The sequence below is a fragment of the Rhodococcus sp. BP22 genome (assembly GCF_014281965.1).
Classification (GTDB): Bacteria; Actinomycetota; Actinomycetes; order Mycobacteriales; family Mycobacteriaceae; genus Rhodococcoides.
In genome coordinates this window covers 82,846-102,265 of sequence record NZ_JACFTB010000002.1, presented here as the reverse complement: position 1 = coordinate 102,265, position 19,420 = coordinate 82,846, and the positions used below count along the sequence as shown (strand labels likewise).

Annotated in this window: 17 protein-coding genes; 8 read left to right on the top strand and 9 right to left on the bottom strand. The window is 63.0% G+C overall.

Features of this window, described 5'->3' with window-relative positions; all coding sequences use genetic code 11:
* Positions 1–28: 28 nt before the first annotated feature.
* Positions 29–1,552 (bottom strand): MFS transporter, encoded by a 1,524-nt coding sequence (locus H2510_RS04925; protein WP_186627253.1) that lies wholly within the window; start codon positions 1,550–1,552, stop codon positions 29–31.
* A gap of 107 nt (positions 1,553–1,659) precedes the next feature.
* Between H2510_RS04925 and H2510_RS04920 the strand changes: the two genes are divergently transcribed.
* Both H2510_RS04920 and H2510_RS04915 read left to right on the top strand, forming a co-directional pair.
* Positions 1,660–2,331 carry a TetR/AcrR family transcriptional regulator gene (locus tag H2510_RS04920; protein WP_186627252.1) on the top strand — a complete coding sequence of 224 codons (672 nt, stop codon included), beginning with the start codon at positions 1,660–1,662 and terminating at the stop codon, positions 2,329–2,331.
* Positions 2,332–2,486: 155 nt separating this feature from the next.
* Positions 2,487–3,794, top strand: a complete 1,308-nt coding sequence (locus H2510_RS04915) for a lipase family protein (RefSeq protein WP_186627251.1) — start codon at positions 2,487–2,489, stop codon at positions 3,792–3,794.
* Positions 3,795–3,820: 26 nt separating this feature from the next.
* Here the strand turns inward: H2510_RS04915 and H2510_RS04910 are convergent, their stop codons facing one another.
* Positions 3,821–4,150 carry a YnfA family protein gene (locus tag H2510_RS04910; RefSeq protein ID WP_186627250.1) on the bottom strand — a complete coding sequence of 110 codons (330 nt, stop codon included), beginning with the start codon at positions 4,148–4,150 and terminating at the stop codon, positions 3,821–3,823.
* A 164-nt stretch (positions 4,151–4,314) separates the two neighbouring features.
* On the opposite strand from H2510_RS04910, the gene phoU reads away from it, so the two are divergent.
* The 4 genes from phoU (at position 4,315) to H2510_RS04890 (ending at position 9,870) form a co-directional block, all read left to right on the top strand.
* Complete coding sequence (gene phoU, locus H2510_RS04905) at positions 4,315–4,968, top strand: phosphate signaling complex protein PhoU (protein WP_186627249.1); 654 nt, start codon at positions 4,315–4,317, stop codon at positions 4,966–4,968.
* A 79-nt stretch (positions 4,969–5,047) separates the two neighbouring features.
* Positions 5,048–5,623, top strand: coding sequence for an HhH-GPD-type base excision DNA repair protein (locus H2510_RS04900; RefSeq protein WP_186627248.1), 576 nt, complete (start codon positions 5,048–5,050; stop codon positions 5,621–5,623).
* Positions 5,620–7,542: a helicase-associated domain-containing protein gene (locus tag H2510_RS21055; protein ID WP_186627247.1), complete on the top strand. Its 1,923-nt coding sequence runs from the start codon at positions 5,620–5,622 to the stop codon at positions 7,540–7,542. The genes H2510_RS04900 and H2510_RS21055 overlap by 4 nt, the downstream gene beginning before the upstream one ends.
* A 54-nt stretch (positions 7,543–7,596) precedes the next feature.
* Positions 7,597–9,870 (top strand): DNA polymerase III subunit gamma and tau, encoded by a 2,274-nt coding sequence (locus H2510_RS04890; protein ID WP_186627246.1) that lies wholly within the window; start codon positions 7,597–7,599, stop codon positions 9,868–9,870.
* Positions 9,871–9,945: 75 nt separating this feature from the next.
* On the opposite strand, the gene H2510_RS04885 is transcribed toward H2510_RS04890, so the two are convergent.
* Positions 9,946–10,179, bottom strand: a complete 234-nt coding sequence (locus H2510_RS04885; protein ID WP_261392746.1) for a hypothetical protein — start codon at positions 10,177–10,179, stop codon at positions 9,946–9,948.
* Positions 10,180–10,412: 233 nt separating this feature from the next.
* On the opposite strand from H2510_RS04885, the gene H2510_RS04880 reads away from it, so the two are divergent.
* Entirely contained in the window at positions 10,413–11,624 is a 1,212-nt protein-coding gene (locus H2510_RS04880) for an acetyl-CoA C-acetyltransferase (protein WP_186627623.1), read from the top strand.
* 9 nt (positions 11,625–11,633) lie between these two features.
* On the top strand, positions 11,634–13,790 hold the full coding sequence (locus tag H2510_RS04875; RefSeq protein ID WP_186627245.1) for a 3-hydroxyacyl-CoA dehydrogenase NAD-binding domain-containing protein: 2,157 nt from the start codon (positions 11,634–11,636) through the stop codon (positions 13,788–13,790).
* A gap of 43 nt (positions 13,791–13,833) precedes the next feature.
* Here the strand turns inward: H2510_RS04875 and H2510_RS04870 are convergent, their stop codons facing one another.
* The 6 genes from H2510_RS04870 to H2510_RS04845 all read right to left on the bottom strand — a co-directional run bounded on the left by H2510_RS04870 (position 13,834) and on the right by H2510_RS04845 (position 19,419).
* Positions 13,834–14,511 carry a GntR family transcriptional regulator gene (locus H2510_RS04870; protein WP_186627244.1) on the bottom strand — a complete coding sequence of 226 codons (678 nt, stop codon included), beginning with the start codon at positions 14,509–14,511 and terminating at the stop codon, positions 13,834–13,836.
* A 34-nt stretch (positions 14,512–14,545) separates the two neighbouring features.
* Complete coding sequence (locus H2510_RS04865) at positions 14,546–15,712, bottom strand: cation:proton antiporter (RefSeq protein WP_136170776.1); 1,167 nt, start codon at positions 15,710–15,712, stop codon at positions 14,546–14,548.
* A gap of 22 nt (positions 15,713–15,734) precedes the next feature.
* Complete coding sequence (locus H2510_RS04860) at positions 15,735–16,217, bottom strand: cation:proton antiporter regulatory subunit (RefSeq protein ID WP_084345685.1); 483 nt, start codon at positions 16,215–16,217, stop codon at positions 15,735–15,737.
* A 52-nt stretch (positions 16,218–16,269) separates the two neighbouring features.
* Complete coding sequence (gene mihF, locus H2510_RS04855) at positions 16,270–16,584, bottom strand: integration host factor, actinobacterial type (protein WP_084345684.1); 315 nt, start codon at positions 16,582–16,584, stop codon at positions 16,270–16,272.
* Between the two features lie 281 nt (positions 16,585–16,865).
* A complete protein-coding gene (gene fadD5, locus H2510_RS04850; protein ID WP_186627243.1) occupies positions 16,866–18,431 on the bottom strand; it encodes a fatty-acid--CoA ligase FadD5 in 1,566 nt (521 codons plus the stop codon).
* Positions 18,432–18,483: 52 nt separating this feature from the next.
* Positions 18,484–19,419 (bottom strand): oxygenase MpaB family protein, encoded by a 936-nt coding sequence (locus H2510_RS04845; protein WP_186627242.1) that lies wholly within the window; start codon positions 19,417–19,419, stop codon positions 18,484–18,486.
* Between the last annotated feature and the right edge of the window lies 1 nt (position 19,420).

Sequence of the window (19,420 nt, the reverse complement as noted above, 5' to 3'; positions counted from 1 at the left end):
TATTCCATTCGAGCTGCAACGAAGTCGCTCAGTGACCGATCACTACCGCGCCTTCTGGTGCTTCGGCGAGTAGGCCCGGTCGCAACAGGAACCCCGTGATGACCGCGCCCAGTACGAAGATCCCACTCGCCCACCAGAACGTCGTTGTGTAGCTGGCGAGTTCGGCGTTGGCCTGCAGTGCTGCCGCACTCGAGGCGCTAGCCACATTGTCTGTGACGTACGTGGCTGCCGCGCTCGCTGCGATGGTACTGAGCAGTGCCGTACCGATCGAGCCGCCGATCTGCTGCATGGTGTTGACCGTGGCGGAGGCGACACCCGAGTCGTCGAGATTCACCCCGGAAATCGCACTTTGAAAGGCCGGAGCCATGGAGGCGCCGAGTCCGAGGCCCATGATGATCAAGCCGGGCAGAATGTGCATCGGGTAGGTGCTGTCCAGTGAAACCTGGGTCAGGAGACTCATTCCGATCCCGGCAACCAGCAGGCCCGTCGGTATCAGTACCCGGGGGCCGAATCGCGGCAGGATCACTCCCGTCGACACCGTTGCGGTGAGGATCAACGCGCCGATCATCGGCATGAATGCGAATCCGGTGGTGATCGGTGTGTAGCCGAGTGTGCTCTGCATGTAATAGGTGAGGAAGAGGAACACCGCGAACATGCCTGCCCCGGTGACGAAGACTGCGAGGAACGATCCGGCGCGTGTCCGGTCGAGGATGATGCGCAGCGGCAGCAGAGGATGCGCGACGCGTCGCTGCAGGACGACGAACACTCCTAGCAGTGCTGTACCGATGATGAGGAACGCGAGGGTGACCGTGTTGCCCCAGCCGTCGGATTCTGCGTGGGCGAAACCGTAGACGATTGCGAACAGCGCGGCCGAGACTGTGACTGTTCCCGGAATGTCGAGCTTGGGCCTGGTGGTGACCGCATGCTTGGCCAGCAGGATGAATCCGGCGACGAACGCCACCCCAGCGAAGATTAGGTTGACGTAGAGGCTCCAACGCCAGGTCGCCCATTCGGTCAGGATGCCGCCGAGCAACAGGCCCAACGCGCCACCGCCACCGGCGATCGCACCGAAGATGCCGAATGCTTTCGCACGCTCCTTCGGGTCCGTGAATGTGGTTGCCAGCAGCGACAGTGCCGCCGGCGCGAGAAGTGCACCGAATACGCCCTGGCCTGCGCGAGCTGCGACGAGCATTCCGAAGTTCACCGATGCGCCCCCGACCGCGGACATGAGGGCGAACCCGACGAGCCCGATGAGGAAGGTGTTGCGACGACCGAACAGATCGCTGAGTCGCCCGCCGAGGAGCAGGAGACTGCCGAAGGCCAGCGCGTATGCGGTGATGATCCAGGAGCGGTTGCTGTTGTCGAAGCCGAGATCGAGCTGGGCCGCGGGCAGCGCGATGTTCACGATGGTCGCGTCCAGAACGACCATGAGCTGAGCCAGGCCGAGGGTGGCGAGAACAAGCCAGCGAACGCGATGTGATTTTGCGTCAGCGGTTTCTTCCGAGGCCGGTGACGTCGATGTCTCGACGCTATCCGGAGACAATGCGGTCATGTTCGTCCTTTTGTCGACTATGCGGAGGTGTACTCTCCGGTTATCGACCAAAGGTAGCAGCTAAGCGGAGGGCTACCCTCCGCTTATCGGGTGAAACGGACATTCAGATGAGTGTGAGAGCTGACACAGCGGCAAAGAAGCCGCTTCGGGCCGATGCGGAACGAAACCGTAAGCGCATCGTCGAGGCAGCTCGCGAGCTGTTCGCATTGCGTGGCATCGATATCACTCTCGACGACGTCGCCGACCATGCGAAGGTGGGCGTCGGGACCGTCTATCGACGTTTTTCGTGCAAAGAAGAGCTCATCGATGGTGTCTTCGAGCAGCGACTCGAGGAAATGATCGTGTTTGCCGAGGAGGCGTTGACCGCTACCGACCCATGGGAAGGCCTCGTGATTTTCCTCGACCGATTGTGCGAGGGGATGTCCGCGGACCGGGGCCTCGGTGAGGTCGTGCTCGGTACAGACGAGGGCTGCGAGGGGATCGCGCAGGTGCGCGAACGGCTCGAGCCCTTCGTCGACAAGATCGTCCTCCGAGCGAAGGCATCGGGCCAGCTTCGCGCCGACGTCGAGGTCAACGACATCTTTCCGCTGATCGGCATGGTCTCCACCGGTGCCGAGTTCACCTCCGCCGTGGACGCCGGCAATTGGCGCCGCTACTTCACCGTGGTTCTCGACGGGCTCCGATCCGAACCCGGTGCGGCGACCGCTCTGCCGGGTCGTGCACTCACCGGAGCCGAACTCGACTCGGCCAAAGCTGCGATGCATCGCCGTCGCCGCTGATCCGTCTTTTGTGAATGTTCACAAGGTTCGCGCCGGTGAACGGTGGGTTGAACCATCGGTCTTTCGCCTGTGCTGTACATCACGTATGGTCCGTCACAAGTGTTGTTACTGCCGAGTAAGGAGTGGCGGCAACAGTGGACCTATGGGGGTAATGCATGCGAGCGTCACGGGTAGTCGGACCGGCCGTCGGAGCCGTTCTGTTGGCAGCAACAGCAATGACGCCCTTGGCGTCGGCTCAGCCGCCTTCGGGTTCATCGACCGGATCGACTGTGGAGTCCGACTTCTACACGCCTCCGAGCCCACTGCCCGACGGCGATGCAGGGGACGTCATCCGCTCCGAGCCCTCGCATTTGGCGATCTCGGTGCCCACCATCGGTGGGGAACTCCCCGGCGAGGCGACTCGAATCATGTACCGCAGCAAGGATTCCAACGGTGATCCGATCGCAGTGACGGGTACCTACATCGATCCGTCGGCAGACTGGACCGGCCCAGGTCCGCGACCGCTCGTGAGTCTCGCACCCGGCACGCAGGGGCAGGGCGACCAGTGTGCGCCATCGAAGATGTTGAACAACCTGATCACTTACACGCCTCCGTTCGACGCCATGGTGGAGTACGAGGTGCTCTCCGCATACGCGTTGCTGTCTCAGGGGTATGGCGTCGTCATCACCGACTACGAGGGACTCGGCACCCCGGGTGCGCACACTTACGTCAACCGCGCTGCCGAAGGGCATGCTGTTCTCGATGCGGCTCGGGCAGCTCAGAGTCTTTCCGGCACAAAGATTTCCACCGATGGACCCGTCGGGCTGTACGGCTATTCGCAGGGTGGAGGCGCGGCGGCGTCCGGCGCAGAACTGGCATCCGAGTACGCGCCGGAACTGAACATCGTCGGAGCGTATGCGGGTGCTCCGCCTGCTGATCTGAAGTCGACACTCGAACAGGTGGACGGCACCATCCTCACCGGCGTTATCGGGTACACGCTCAACGGTTTGCTCGAATCCGACCCCGATCTGCGTCAAATCCTCGACGAGAACATCAACGGGGCGGGCCAGGCGATGCTGAAAGAGGTCGCGGATCAATGTGTCGGCGACACGATTCTGACGGTCGGGCTCCATCGCACGGAGGAGTACACCAACACCGGCGAACCGATGTCGGTTGTCCTCGACAGGCTACCCAGGGCCCAGGAGATATTGGCGGCCAACAAGATCGGCGAGCGCACGCTCGACGCACCCGTGCTGATTCAGTCCGGCGTGTCCGACGACATCGTCCCGCACGGTCAAGCTGTGCAGCTGGCCGCCGACTGGTGCAGTCAGGGCGCAACCGTTCAGCTCAGCAGTGCTCAGGTGCCGGCCATAGTGCCGGGATCGGGTGCGGGACACATCATTCCGGATCTACTCGGACTCGGTGAAGCGCAGAGCTGGATGAAAGATCGTTTCCATGGAGTCCCAGCGCCGTCGAATTGCTGAGGTGATCTCGTACGGTCCGGGTACAGTCAGCGCGGACCGTACATGATCACGGCGACGCCGAGAAGGCAGAGTGCTGCTCCCGTCACGTCCCACCTGTCCGGCTCGAAGCCGTCGGCAATCATTCCCCAGGCGAGAGATCCCGCGACGAAGACACCGCCGTACGCGGCGAGGATGCGGCCGAAATTGGCGTCCGGCTGCAGCGTCGCAACAAATCCGTAGGCACCGAGCGCAACGACACCTGCGCCGACCCAGATCCATCCGCGGTGCTCTCTGACTCCCTGCCACACCAGCCATGCTCCGCCGATCTCCAGCACTGCGGCGAAGCCGAACAACAGGATGGATTTGAGTACCGTCACGTGTGCACGATTCCACATGTTCACCGAAGTGCCATAGGTTTCCTAAGTGTAGGAGCATCAACACTCGGGTATCAGGGGGACGGTATGTACACAGCGAGGGGCGGCGGCAGATGATCGTGACCGATCGAGGTCAATCGAGTAAGCCCAACGGAGGTAGGTAGCTCATGCGTGAGCAGTACAACGTCACCTTGGATTCCCTCGCAGCCGATCTTGCATCGATGTGCGGACTTGCCGAAGTTGCGATGGAGTCGGCCACTCGAGCCTTGCTGACCGCGGATCTCGCCGTCGCGGAACACACCATCTCCGGCAGGGAAGCAATCGACAGAGCTGCAGCCGACTGGGAGCACCAAGCCTTCGGAGTCCTCGCATTGCAGTCGCCTGTTGCCCTGGACCTGCGAATCATGGTCAGTGGACTTCACATAGTTGCCGATCTCCAACGCATGGGTGGACTTGCCATCCATATCGCCGAGCTCGCTCGACGCAGGCACCCTGCACCCGTACTGCCGGTCGAGGTGGAGAGTGTGTTCGCCGAGATGGGGCGCGTCGCCGTCGAACAGGCAGATTCGACGCGCAAGGTTCTGCTTTCCCGTGACGCCGAACTGGCAACCGAGCTGCAGACCAAGGACGAAGCGATGGACGAACTCCACCGGAGCTTGTTCACTCTGACGTCGGCACCGGGCTGGCCGCACGGCATTCCTGCTGCCGTCGACATCACGTTGCTCGGCCGCTTCTACGAACGGTTCTCCGATCACACTGTCGAGGTTGCCAAGCGGGTCATCTTCCTCGTCACCGGTGAATTTCGGTCCGACGAGACATAGTCGCGCCACACCGTTCGGCCAGGACATCGCAGCTGGAACCCGATAACGGAATTTCCACCCGCGTGGGAGGATCGGAGTCATGTCACCTACTCTGCACCTGGTCGGCGACCCAGAAGCCGATGCGCTGCTCGCCGAGGACCCTTTCGCGTTGCTGATCGGAATGCTTCTCGATCAGCAGGTTCCGATGGAATCGGCATTCGCCGGTCCCAAGAAACTCGTCGACCGTCTGGGCGATCTGAAGGTCGAGACGATCGCGACAGCCGACCCGGAGGAGTTTGCGGCCGTGTGCGCCACAACCCCTGCGGTACATCGCTTTCCGGCTTCGATGGCCAAACGTATCCAAGGACTCGCGGAATACCTCGTCGAGAACTACGACGGTAAGCCGGATCAGATCTGGCGCCGTGACAGTCCTGACGGCCCCGAAGTACTGAAGCGGCTGAAGGCTTTGCCGGGGTACGGAGATCAGAAGGCCCGTATCTTTCTCGCATTGCTGGGCAAGCAGATGGGAGTGACGCCAGAAGGGTGGCGCAAGGCCGCGGGCGCGTACGGGGATGAGGGATCGCGGCGGTCGATCGCCGATGTCGTCGACGAGAAGTCGCTCCTCGAAGTCCGTGAATTCAAGAAGGCAGCCAAGGCAGCAGCCAAGAACAAGTGACGTACGAGCACTGGCTCGAGAGTATCGACGAGGCGTCGCTGGCTCGCCTTCTCGAGAAGCGTCCCGACGTGGCGCTCGATCCGCCACCGCGCACGTATGCCGCACTTGCCCACCTTCTGCGGCGCGATCGATCGTTGGATGCTGCCATACGTGAACTCGACGTGGGTGCCCTGTCGCTGCTCGTGATTCTCGTTGGAAGCGAATCGATCTCGCGTTCGGACCTCGGTATTGCGGTCGCGGAGGGAGTCGATTGCACGACGTCAGATGTAGATTGCGCCGTGAGATCGCTGATCGAACTCGGACTCTGCTCACCGGTCGGTGAGGGTTACACCTCCATTCTCGAGAACCTCGAACGTCTGAATCTGCACGCACTCCTCGACGTGTCGCGGCCCGTCATGGTCGAGCGAGGGGCAGCGAATGTGCAATCGCAGGAACTTGCCGTGGCCGGGTTCTGCGACCTCGTCGAAGCAGTGCTCGTGGAAGTCGATGCAGGCTCTGTGAAAGCGGTCAGGGCAGGGGGAGTGGGGAGTCGCGAGGTTCGGGCACTTGCCAAGGGCGTCGGCGCAGATGTCGACGACGTCGAACTTGTTCTCGGTCTCGCAGGCGAGCTGCGTCTCGTCGAACCTCGCGCTCCGCTACTGCGATGCACGACCGAGTACGGCGAATGGCAATCGATGGACCGGGCAACGAAATACACGAAGATCGTGGAAGCGTGGTGGTGGTCGGAGGGTGCCGCGACGAATTCCTTGCAAGCGAACGGCAAACGGGCTCAGATACTCGGTCCGATCGCCCCGAATCCGTCGACGGCCGTGCTTCGTCGACGCATGATCGACTCGATCCCGGACGGTGGTTTTCTCGACATCGACTCGGCTGTGAACTACACAGTGTGGAAGCTGCCCCGGTTCGTGGCCGAGGCGAACCCCGGTGATGTCGCGGCCGTGTGGCGCGAGGCATCCGCACTCGGGATCATCGTCGACGGTGCTCCGACGGACTTGTCACGACTGCTCGGCAGCATGGGAACTACCGTCGACGGGACGGTAGTTGCACCCGCTGTGCACCAGCTCGTCCACCGAGCCGAATCAGTAGTGCGGTTGTTGCCCGATCTCACTGCCGTGGTGTCCGGACCTGTGAGCGAACGTGTTTCGCTGCTCCTCACGGGATCGGCCACCCGCGAATCGCGCGGCGCTGCGTCGGCCTGGCGGTTCAGCGACCGGTCCATCCGCGGTTGGCTCGATCGAGGTGGCTCCGGCGAAGAACTGCTCGTATCCCTGGCTGCAGCCGCATCGACCGAAGTGCCACAGTCACTCGAATACCTGATCCGTGATGTCGTGCGCAGACACGGGGCAATCACCGTCGACCGGGTGTCCGGGCGCATCGAGTCTCGAGATGCCGCACTCATCGCCGAGATTCACACGCGCGCACTGTTCGAGGTCGAAAGGTGCGCGGACACAGCCCTGGCCCCGTCGATACCGGCGCTCAGCGTGCTCGCCGCGTTGCGATCCGCGGGCTACGCCCCAGTGCTCACCGGCGACTTCGCACCGACAGAGGTGGCCAGGGTGGCACCTCGACCGCTACAGGCGCGCATCGTTCCGATCTCGCCGCATCGCACCGATGTCGGTGAGTTGGCGCGCGCCCTCGTGACAGGTGTTCCAGCCGAAGTCGATGTAGCCCGATTGGCCGCGCGTTTGAAGGCCGTTCATCACCTCCCGGCCCGAGATGCCGATGCCCTCGCTGGAGCCATCGCGGTCGGCACTGTGGTGACGGTCGATGTACTTACCGCGGGCACGGGCATCGTCAAGGACGCGATCGGTGACATCCTCCTCGATTCCGGTACGTTGCATGCCTGGTCGGAACGGTTGCAGACCAGGCGGAGTATCGGTATCTCGAATGTCCGGATGGTCGTCGCGCCGCTGTTGTGAACTCGAGACTGGGCCATCGACGCCGATGTCGGCGTTCGCCGGTACCCTTTCGGCGTGGCTCTCTACCGGAAGTACCGTCCTGCGACGTTCGCTGAGGTTGTCGGGCAGGAGCACGTCACCGAGCCCTTGAGTGTGGCGCTCAACTCCAACCGAATCAACCACGCCTACCTCTTCTCCGGCCCACGTGGCTGCGGCAAGACGTCGTCGGCGCGCATCCTCGCGCGTTCGCTGAACTGCGCCGAGGGCCCTACCTCCACACCGTGTGGGGTGTGTAATTCCTGTGTCGCGCTCGCGCCGGGTGGACCAGGCAACTTCGACGTCGTAGAGATGGACGCAGCGAGTCACGGCGGCGTGGACGATGCCCGTGATCTTCGGGACAAAGCGGTGTATGCACCCGCCGAGTCTCGTTACGTCATCTTCATCATCGATGAGGCTCACATGGTGACCACGGCGGGCTTCAACGCGCTCCTCAAGGTCGTCGAGGAGCCGCCGGAGCATCTGGTCTTCATCTTCGCCACCACCGAGCCGGAGAAGGTGCTGCCGACCATTCGCTCACGCACGCACCATTACCCGTTCCGGTTGCTGCCCCCGTCGACCATGCGCGGACTGCTCGAAAAGATTTGTGCGCAGGAGAACGCGATCGTCGCGGATCCCGTGTTCCCGCTCGTCATCCGTGCAGGAGGTGGATCGCCGCGTGATTCGCTGAGCGTGTTGGATCAGCTCCTCGCGGGCGCAGGTCCGGACGGCGTGACGTACCCCCGGGCGCTGTCCTTGCTCGGAGTCACCGATGTCGCACTGATCGACGAGGCAGTCGACGCTCTCGCTGCCGGCGACGGTGGCTCCCTGTTCGGCACCATCGACAAGGTCGTCGATGCCGGTCACGACCCCCGCAGGTTCGCCACCGACCTCCTAGAGCGGCTGCGCGACCTCATCCTGATGCGCGCCGTGCCCGACGCCGGGGAACGCGGTCTGGTCGATGTGCCGGGCGACGTGCTCGAACGACTCCGCGAAGAGTCCACGCGCATCGGATCGGCAACCTTGGCGCGATACGCGGAAATCGTGCACTCCGGATTGGGGGAGATGCGTGGGGCCACTGCACCGCGACTTCTCCTGGAGGTGATGTGTGCGCGCATGCTTCTGCCCTCCGCTTCCGACGCCGAATCTGCCGTCCTGCAACGTCTCGAGCGCCTGGAACGGCGTCTCGAGGTGACCCTTCCCGCCGGTGAACAGGCCGCGGTCGATCGGGCTGCGGTTGTCGAAGATGCAGCCCCGAGGCGGATCGAGGCGTCGGCGCCAGTGGCACCAGCGGCACCGGTGGAGGACACCCCGTCGAAGTTCGTCCGCCCCTCGCAACGGCCGGTGACAGAGGCGCCTGCGCCAGCCGTGCCTACACCTGAGCCCGCCGCGGCTCCTGCCACGCCCCCGCCCCCGGCCACGCCCCCGCCCACGCCCACGCCCACGCTGACTGTGCCTGCGCCGGAGCCACAGCCGGAACCGGAACCGCAGCCCGAGCCGGAACCACAGCCCGAGCCGGAACCACAGCCCGAGCCCGAGCCGAGTGCTGTACCCGAGTCGGCTCTTGTATCGCCGCCGGAGCAAGAGCACGAGGCAGAATCGCAGCCCGAGCCTTCGGCCGTCAGCGAGCCCGTTGTTAATGAGCCCGTTGTCATTGACCCGGTTGTCAGCGAGCCTGAGCCCGCGCCGGTTCCCGTCGCGGCGAATCAACCCGATGCGGCGGCGGTACGTGCGGTGTGGTCCGAGGTCAGGACCAAGGTTCGCGAGCGCAGCCGTACGGTCGAGGTCATGCTGTCCGGGGCGTCGGTGCGTGCCGTCGAAGTCGATTCGATCACCCTCGGCCACGACTCGGCCCCGCTGGCCAAGAGGCTCGGGGAACCGCGAAACGCCGATGTCATTCGAGACGCACTGCGTGATGTTTTCGGAGTCGACTGGGCCGTGACCTGCGTCGTGGGTGCGACCGCGCCGGTTGAGGAGGTCTCGGCATCGAAGGGTGCTCCCGAGGCTCCAAAGGCCCCGTCGACGAAATTCTCACGACCTAGCCAGATCAGCAAGACGGCGCGGACGACCGATGACGCATTCGGTTCGGCGGGGGATGGATCGGGGTACGACGACATTCCGCCACCTGAAGCGCCGGATTACCCTGACGACCCCGAGCCGACAGGTCCGCCACCGCCGGAAACTGCCGAGGATGAGGAAGAGCTCATGAAGGCGGCAGCAGAGCCTGCGGATCCATCGATCAGGCGCGACCCGGATACGGTGGCACTGGAGTTGATTCAAACCCAGCTGGGCGGAACTCCTCTGAAGGAGTAGCGCTGCTCGTAGCGGAGAAATCTGCTCAGGCGAAGTTGTTGTCGAGTGCCGTGTTGTGCACTCGACAACAAGCGGCTAGGCCGGCTCGATATCTTCCGGATCCACGAAGACCAGGCGTCCGTCGTCGAGTGCGACCGCATACCGACGAGCGAGAGCCCAGCCGCGGTCGGAAACCGAGGCTTGTTGGTCGCCGAAGTCTTCCTTGACTACGCCGGACTCTTTTGGCCAGTGCTCGCGCGAGAGCTCGGCGTCGGAGCTGTAGCGAACCTTCACATGTGCGCCGACAGCAACGGGCTGCTGGGTGTCCATGGACATCAACTCCTGATCTTCCACAAATATCCCCCCGCTATGTCGATTGTAGGTCTACCCAGCACCTTCGAAACCCAAACTGCCCGTTCGGTCACGGACAATGCTCGTTTAGGTCCTGTCGCTTTTGCGGTAACACGTTCTAGTCTGTACACAGCCGAGGTGTATTCCTCGTGTCCTGCAGCGTCCTGACCGGCGCTGCCACCGAAATCAGTACGTGGAAGGAACTGCACGCTGTGACTACAGAGGCGTTCATTTACGAAGCCATCAGAACCCCGCGCGGTAAAGGGAAGAACGGCTCGCTGCATTCCGTGAAGCCGCTCTCGCTGGTTACCGGGCTGATCGACGAACTTCGTCGTCGATTCCCGGATCTGGACGAGAACCGCATCTCGGACCTGATCTTGGGCGTCGTGTCGCCGGTAGGCGATCAGGGTATGGACATCGCCCGCACCGCCGTTCTCGCCGCGAAGATGCCGGACACCGTAGGCGGATTCCAGCTCAACCGGTTTTGCGCTTCCGGTCTCGAAGCAATCAACCTGGCCGCACAGAAGGTGCGCTCCGGCTGGGATGAGCTCGTGATCGCAGGCGGCGTCGAATCGATGTCTCGTGTTCCGATGGGTAGCGACGGTGGTGCGTGGGCGATGGATCCGGCCACCAACTACGACACCTACTTCGCCCCGCAGGGGATCGGCGCCGACCTGATCGCGACGATCGAGGGCTTCACTCGCGAAGACGTCGACGCATACGCAGTGCAGTCGCAGGAGCGCGCGGCAGCAGCATGGTCGGGTGGATACTTCGCCAAGTCGGTCGTGCCCGTCACCGATCAGAATGGTCTGCTCATCCTCGATCAGGACGAGCACATGCGTCCGGGCAGCACCGTCGAATCGCTCGGCAAGCTGAACCCGGCGTTCGCCGGAGTTGCCGCCATGGGCGGATTCGACGACGTCGCGCTGCAGAAGTACCACTGGATCGACAAGATCAATCACGTGCACACCGGTGGTAACAGCTCCGGCATCGTCGATGGTGCAGCCCTCGTCCTCGTCGGCAGCGAGCAGGCAGGCAAAGACCTGAATCTCGTTCCGCGAGCGCGTGTCGTAGCAACCGCGACGAGCGGCGCCGACACCACCATCATGCTCACCGGCCCGACCCCGGCATCGAAGAAGGTTCTTGCGGCAGCAGGCTTGACCGTCGACGACATCGATCTCTTCGAGTTGAACGAGGCGTTCGCCTCGGTCGTGCTGCGGTTCCAGAAGGACCTGAACATCCCGAACGAGAAGCTCAACGTCAACGGTGGAGCCATCGCTATGGGTCACCCGTTGGGCGCCACCGGAGCCATGATCACCGGAACCGTGCTCGACGAGCTCGAGCGCCGCGGCGGCCGTTACGCACTCATCACCCTGTGCATCGGCGGCGGCATGGGCGTTGCCACCATCATCGAGCGAGTCTGAGGCGAAGACATGACAAACACTGAAGCAAGCAACGACAACATGATCAAGTGGGAGCAGGACTCCGACGGCATCGTCGTGCTCACGATGGACGACCCCAATCAGGGCGCCAACACGATGAATCAGCTGTACAAGGACTCGATGGCCGCCACCATCGACCGTCTCGAAGCCGAAAAGGACTCGATCACGGGCGTCGTCATCACCTCCGCGAAGAAGACCTTCTTCGCCGGTGGCGACCTGAAGAACATGATGAAGATCGGACCCGACGACGCGCAGCAGGTGTTCGACGAGGCCCAGAACCTCAAAGCGCAGCTGCGACGCATAGAGAAGCTCGGCAAGCCCGTCGTCGCAGCCATCAACGGTGCGGCGCTCGGCGGCGGATTCGAAATCGCACTCGCAACGCATCACCGTATTGCGGCGAACGTGTCCGGAGTTCAGCTCGGCCTCCCCGAGGTTTCGCTCGGCCTGCTCCCCGGTGGTGGTGGCGTCACGCGCATCACTCGCCTCCTCGGCATTCAGACCGGCTTCATGACGGTCCTCGCCCAGGGCACTCGATTCCGTCCCGACAAGGCGCTCGAGATCGGTCTCGTCCACGAACTCGTCGACAGTATCGACGCGCTCGTGCCTGCAGCCAAGGCATGGATCAAGGCCAACCCGGAGGGCGGCGTCGCTCCCTGGGACGTCAAGGGCTACAAGATTCCCGGTGGGACACCGTCGAGTCCGGCTATGGCCGCTGTTCTGCCTGCTTTCCCCTCGAACCTGCGTAAGCAGCTCAAGGGCGCACCGATGCCCGCGCCGCGTGCAATCCTCGCCGCTGCAGTCGAAGGCGCCCAGGTCGACTTCGACAACGCGTCGACGATCGAGTCGCGGTACTTCACCGAGTTGGTCACCGGGCAGATCTCGAAGAACATGATTCAGGCGTTCTTCTTCGACATTCAGGCGATCAACGCAGGCAAGTCGCGTCCGGACGGCATCGAGAAGACGAAGTTCACGAAGGTCGCCGTCCTCGGTGCAGGCATGATGGGCGCCGGAATCGCCTACGTGTGCGCCAAGGCCGGCATCGACGTAGTGCTCAAGGATGTGGCCATCGAGTCCGCGCAGAAGGGCAAGGCGTACTCCGAGGCCATCGAGGCCAAGGCGCTCTCGCGTGGGAAGACCACCCAGGAGAAGTCCGACGCACTGCTCGCTCGGATCCACCCGACCGCCGATGCCAAGGACGTCGAAGGCGCCGATCTCGTCATCGAGGCAGTCTTCGAGTCCGAGGAGCTCAAGCAGAAGGTATTCCAGGAGATCGAGGACCTCGTCGATCCGACGTCGTTGCTCGGCTCGAACACCTCGACGCTGCCGATCACGAGCCTGGCGAAGGGAATCAAGCGCCAGGAAGACTTCATCGGGATCCACTTCTTCAGCCCCGTCGACAAGATGCCGCTCGTGGAGATCATTCGCGGTGAGAAGACGTCGGACGCTGCTCTGGCGAAGGCATTCGACCTGGTCCAGCTCATCAAGAAGACCCCGATCGTCGTCAACGACAGCCGTGGGTTCTTCACCTCGCGCGTCATCGGCACGTTCATCAACGAGGCAATCGCCATGCTCGGCGAAGGTGTCGAGCCGGCATCCATCGAGCAGGCCGGTCTGCAAGCGGGCTACCCAGCAGCGCCGCTGCAGCTCTCGGACGAGCTGACGCTGACGCTGATGCAGAAGATTCGCAAGGAAACCGCGGACTCGGTGATCGCGGCCGGCGGAACTCCTGCCGAGGATCCGGCCGGTGCGGTCATCAACAAGATGGTCGACGAGTTCGAGCGTCCGAGCAAGCTCAAGGGTGCAGGCTTCTACGAGTACACCGACGGCAAGCGCACCGGCCTGTGGCCCGGACTGCGTGATGCGTTCAAGTCGGGAACCTCGGAAGCTCCGTTCGAGGATCTCATCGAGCGCATGCTGTTCATCGAGGCACTCGAGACGCAGAAGTGCTTCGACGAAGGCGTGCTGACTTCCACAGCCGACGCCAACATCGGGTCCATCTTCGGCATCGGGTACCCAGCCTGGACCGGCGGCGTGCACCAGTACGTCGTCGGCTACAAGGGTGGTCAGGCGGGCTTCGTCGCGCGCGCCGACGAGCTTGCAGCGAAGTACGGCGAGCGGTTCACCGCGCCGGACTCGCTCCGCTCCTAGCAGCCATGTGAGTGGAAATACGTCCTACACGACGTATTTCCACTCACATGTTGCGGTATGCGAGCAAACGCTCGGCGCCGTCGGTGAATTGCCTGCCCATCAAAGTGCAGGCCGCATCGACGTCGCCGACGTCCAAGGCATCGATCAGTTGCTCATGGTTGCTCACGGCCGCGCGGCCCCATTCGGGGTCCGACGCATATAGACGGGTGGGGGTGTACCGGGTCGCGTTGTTGAGAAACCACGCCAACTTGCTCGCCTCGGCCAGTCTGTTGATCACTCGGTGGAACTCGAACTCGCTGACTTCGACCTCCTCGGCCCGGCCGTTCGCCACGGCAGCGGCCAACGATGCATTGAACTTTCTCAGCTCGGCGATCTCTGATTCGCCGATTTTCGGTGCCGCGCGCCGAACCAACTCGACGGCAATCCGACCCTGCAGCCAAAAGATGTCCGCGATATCGGCCGGAGTCAGTGCCGAGACCACGTATCCGCGATGCGGTACGAGTTCGACCATTCCCTCGCCCCGAAGTGTCAGTAAAGCCTCTCGAACCGGCGTGACACTGACACCGAGCTCGGCTGCGGTCTCGTCCAATCGGATGTAGTCACCGGGGCGAACTTCTCCGGACATGACGAGGTGCCGCACATGATTGGCGACGTCCTCGGACAGCTGTGGCCGCCGACGCAGCGCTGTTGCTGCGGAAGTCGTGCGCGCTCTGCCTGCCATGACGATCAGCCAATCACAGTGTGTAGGTCTGCACTCAACTCCGGGGCCGGATCAAAGACTTCGTAAGGGGCTCGACCACGCGTGCAGCGACGGGTCCGAGTACCGCCATCAACAGCACGTACGCAGTCGCGAGGGCAGCCAGTTCGCCGTCGACAGCGCCGGCGGCAACAGCGAGCCCCGCGATGACGATCGAGAACTCTCCTCGCGCGACCAAAGCTGCGCCCGCGCGCAGCTGTCCAGGCCTGCCGATGCCTTGTCGACCAGCGGCCCAGGCGCCCGTCATGACCTTGGTGACCGTTGTTGCCACGGCCAGGACGACGGCCCAGCCGAGGACGGGCGGAATGGTCGAGGGGTCCGTATTCAGTCCGAACACGACGAAGAACATGGCGGCGAAGAGATCACGTAACGGTTCGAGGATGCGGGTTGCGTTGTCCGCGGTCGAACCGGAGATGGCGATGCCGAGCAGAAAGGCGCCGACTGCGGCCGATACCTGCAACTCGGAGGCGATGCCGGCTACCACCAACGCAGATCCGAGGACCGTGAGCAGAACTACCTCGCGGTCGGGGCTGTCGACGACGGCAGAGACGAATCGTCCGTATCTGAGCGCGACCACAAGGACCACGGTGATGACGAGTAGCGAGATTCCGACCGCACCGAAGCCACCAAGAATGCCCACTCCGGCCAGGACTGTCGTCAGTATCGGCAGGTAGATCGCCATCGCGAGGTCCTCGAATACGAGGATCGAGAGCACTACGGGTGTTTCGCGGTTGCCGAGACGGCCCAGATCGGTGAGAACTTTGGCGATGATCCCCGAGGATGAGATGTAGGTGACGCCGCCGAGAACGAGGGCGCCGACGCCACCCCAGCCGAGCATGAGCGCGACGACTGCTCCCGGGGCGAAGTTGAGGACGATATCGACGACACCGGCCATCCACGACCTGCGTAGCCCGGTGACGAGCTCGTTGGCGGTGTACTCCAGCCCGAGCAGTAAGAGCAGAAGTATGACCCCGATCTCGCTGGCCAGTTCACTGAACTCGTCGATACCGTCGAGTGTGATGAAGCCGCCGTTGCCGAAGCACAGTCCGCCGAGGAGATAGAAGGGGATCGGGGAGACGCCGATGCGTCCGGCGAGCCTGGCGAGGAGGCCGAGTGCGAAGAACACTGCCCCGAGTTCGGTCAGCGCGAGTGCGCTTTCGGCCATGGGTAATCAGCCCTGTTTCTTCTTATGCATTGCCGAGCAGCTTTGTGGCTGCATCCAGTCCCTCTGCCGTACCGACAGCAACGAGCAGATCGCCGGAGACGATCAGGAAATCAGGGTTGGGTGACGGTTGGACCTGCCCGGCGCGCATGACCGCGACGATGGATACACCGGTCTTGGTGCGCATCGTGGTGTCGCCGAGAGTTCGGCCGTCGAATCGCGAGCCCTCTTTGATGCGGAGCTGTCGCGTGTGGATGCCGGGGAGTTCACGGTGCTCTTCCCCGAGCTGAGCAATGAGTTGCGGCGTGCCGAGCAAATTGCCCAGCGCCGCCGCTTCCTCATTGCTCAGTGTGATGGACGCCTGTGTCGCGTCGGGGTCATCCATGCGCGAAACGATCAGCTCGTTCACGCCGTCCTTGCGGGTGATGACACCGATGCGACGCCCAGATGCGAGGGCGAAATCCTTCCGCACCCCGATCCCGGGCAGCAGGGTCACTTCGACATTCATAGGGGAATGTTAACCCCAGTCGGTATGACCCGTACCGCCTAGAGCCTCTCGGTCAGGACGCGACAGCGGCCAGCAGTGCTTCACGCTGGTTGGCGCCGAGTCCACCGATGCGGCGGGTGTCTGCGATGGAAAGCTGCTCGAGCAGCTGTGCGGCGCGCACCGAACCGACACCCGGAAGTGCCTTGATCAGTGCGGAGACCTTGGTCTTCTTGACAATCTCGTCGCCCTCGGCCTTTGCGAGAACGTCAGCAACGCTCAGCTCGCCGGACTTGACGGCGGCCAGCAGCTTCGACCTGGCGGTACGTGCCTCGGCCGCCTTGGCCAACGCCGCGGTGCGCTGTTCCGGAGTCAATACTGGTAAAGCCATGGCCTTATCTCCTCGATAGTGGTGACCCGTCGCTCAATGACATGGTCGGGACCCTCTTGCATCGTGCCTGGTGGCTCGGACAATCTTTTCGAACGACACGCGTGTCATTCGGAGTGAGCCACCGATCCTTCACCGCCAGGCTACGTGCTTTCGCTTTCGGGGTATGCCCCGACCAGCAGTTCGGCGGATCCGGATCTCGGCAACTGTGTCACTTCGGTCCAGCAGGCGCCAGTAGCCGGCGGTCTCGATAGCCCGTGAAGCCGATCGGGCTCGTCATCCGGTCAGTTCGCATCGGCAGGTGAATACGAGCTTCGTAGAGCGGCTTTGACAACCTTGCCGCTGGCGTTGCGGGGGAGAGCGTCGACGACCACGAGCTCCTTCGGGTGTTTGTACCGTGCGAGGTGCTCGCCCAGCCATTCCACGAGTTCCTCCAGGGTCAGATCCGGGGCCCCGGACGCGTCGGTCAGGGCAACTACGGCTACGGGTACCTCGCCCCAGGTCTCGTCGGTTCGCCCGATGACTGCAGCTTCGCGGATCCGCGGATGTGAGAAGAGGACGTTCTCCACTTCGGCGCAGTAGATGTTCTCGCCGCCGGAGATGATCATGTCCTTCTTGCGGTCGACGACGAAGACGAAACCTTCGTCGTCCTGACGGACCAGGTCCCCGGAGTGAAACCAACCACCGCCGAACGCGTCGGCCGTGGCGTCGGGGTTCTGCCAGTACTCACGCATGAGAGTAGGGCCCCGGTAGACGATCTCACCGATCTCCCCACGAGTGACGTCTTGCATGTCGTCGTCGACCACACGGGCCGAAACGGTGGCGATGACGCGGCCGACGGAACCGAGCTTGCGCAGCGCGTCCGCTCCGTCGAGAACGCAGGTGATGGGTGACATCTCGGTCTGGCCGAAGACCGCGACGTTGAGTGCATCGGGGAACGTTGCCGACATTGCCTTCAGGATGGTGTCCGACGCCGGGGCGGCGCCCCAGGATATGACGCGAAGCTTCACCGCGCGTGGCGCTCGCGATTGTTCGGCACATATCGCTTGCCACTGCACGGGCACGAGGAACAGTGTGGTGACTCCCTCGTATTCCAGGACATCCAGCAGTGCTGCCGGATCGAATGCGCCGACTGGGTAGATGACTGTCGGAACCCCCAGCAGCAGACTCGGGGCCAAGCTACCCAGGGCCGCGATATGAAACATCGGTGATGCGCAGAAGCCGATTTCGTCGACGCCGTGCATCTGCAGTGCGCGAATGCACGTCAGCGCTTGCGCCTGCATGTTGGCGTGGGTCAGCACAGCACCTTTCGGTCGGCCGGTAGTGCCGGAGGTGTACATGATCAGTGCCGGTGCATCATCGGGGACGTCGACGGGTGCGGCGTGATCGGCGTCGACGAGCAGTCTCTCGTACTCCTCACCGACCGTGATCGTTCCTGCCACGGAATCCGATTGTGCTGCAACTGCTTCGGCAAGTCGAGCCAGCGGCTCGTCGGTGACGAGTAGCGTCGCACCGCTGTTGTCGGCCAGGAACGCGACCTCAGGGGCGGTCATCCTGAAGTTCACGGGTACTGCCAGCGCGCCGAGCGCATTGATTGCCAGCACCGATTCGAGGTATTCGGGGCGGTTGAGCATGAGGATCAGGACGCGATCCCCGGCGCCGACACCTCGTCGACTCAGGACGTCGGCGAACCTCGCGACCCGGTCGGAAAGCTCGTGCCACGTGGTGGATTCACCGAGGAATCGCAGCGCGAGCCCGTCCGGATTCATCAGGGCGTGGCGACGAACCTGGTTGTTCCAGTTGTTTCGAACCGAACGTTGCGGCTCCTGGCTGTGATCGGGTGAGTCCATTGCTGGTTCCTCTTTCGCGCGGTGCCGGCTGTCGGGGGTTCGATTTTCCCGGTCAGAGTGTCGCGGGTTGCTCCGCTCGTGGACCGACACTGCGTTCGGGTGTGTACGGGCACGTCGGTGGATCGGCGAGCGCACCGAGTTGGCTCGGACGGTAGCCGCGCGGGTAGCCGGGGTAGGTCTTGTTCTTCGAATCGTCGGTGGTTCTCGAATGCCTACGCTTGGGCATGAATCGTTCACCACGCGCTTTGGCGCGTAAACTCGCTACCGCGATGCGACGCAGAGTCGGTGAGCCGGCCGGGAAGCCGAATGCGTGCGCCATCTTGTCGTCCATCAGTGCATAGACACCTTGCCGTACCGCCGGATGCAGTGCCGTCGGAAACCATGAGCAGAACAAGTCGAGGGTGTACTTTCCGACGCGGTGGTTGTCCTCGGTGTACCGGAAAGTGCGTTCTTCGTAGTCGAGTTTGAATCGCGCGAATTCGGTGTAGGACTCCGGAATGTTCTTGATACCCATCCGAATTCCGATTTCACGGTAGAAGTAGAACGTTGCCAGGCGTTCCTTCGGGTGCAGCCGACGCCAGCCGTATCGGTCGATCCAGTCGATCGGCTCGTAGATGAATGTGGTCAGAACATAGAGCATGTCGTCGTTGTCGATGTCGTACTTGCCGTGCATTCGGTTGATCGTCCGTAGTGACTCGCGTCCTCTCTCGGAGTCGTAGCCGTGCTCGAGCATTTCCGCCATCAGGAGCGATGTGTCGTCGTAGCGCTTCTGCGGTCGATTCTCGAATTCGCCTGTCTTCTCCAACAGTTCGGAGATGGTCGGGACGCAGTACGTCCGGAACAGGGCGAATTCCAGAGCGCGTTGGTAGTCCCACGGAAACTCGCAGCCTGCGGTGATGAGATGAATCTCGTGGTTGTCCACTTTCGGATCGAGTTCCTCTATTCGCCGCAACCACCCGTACCGGCCGCGCTTGGGAGTGGCATCCATG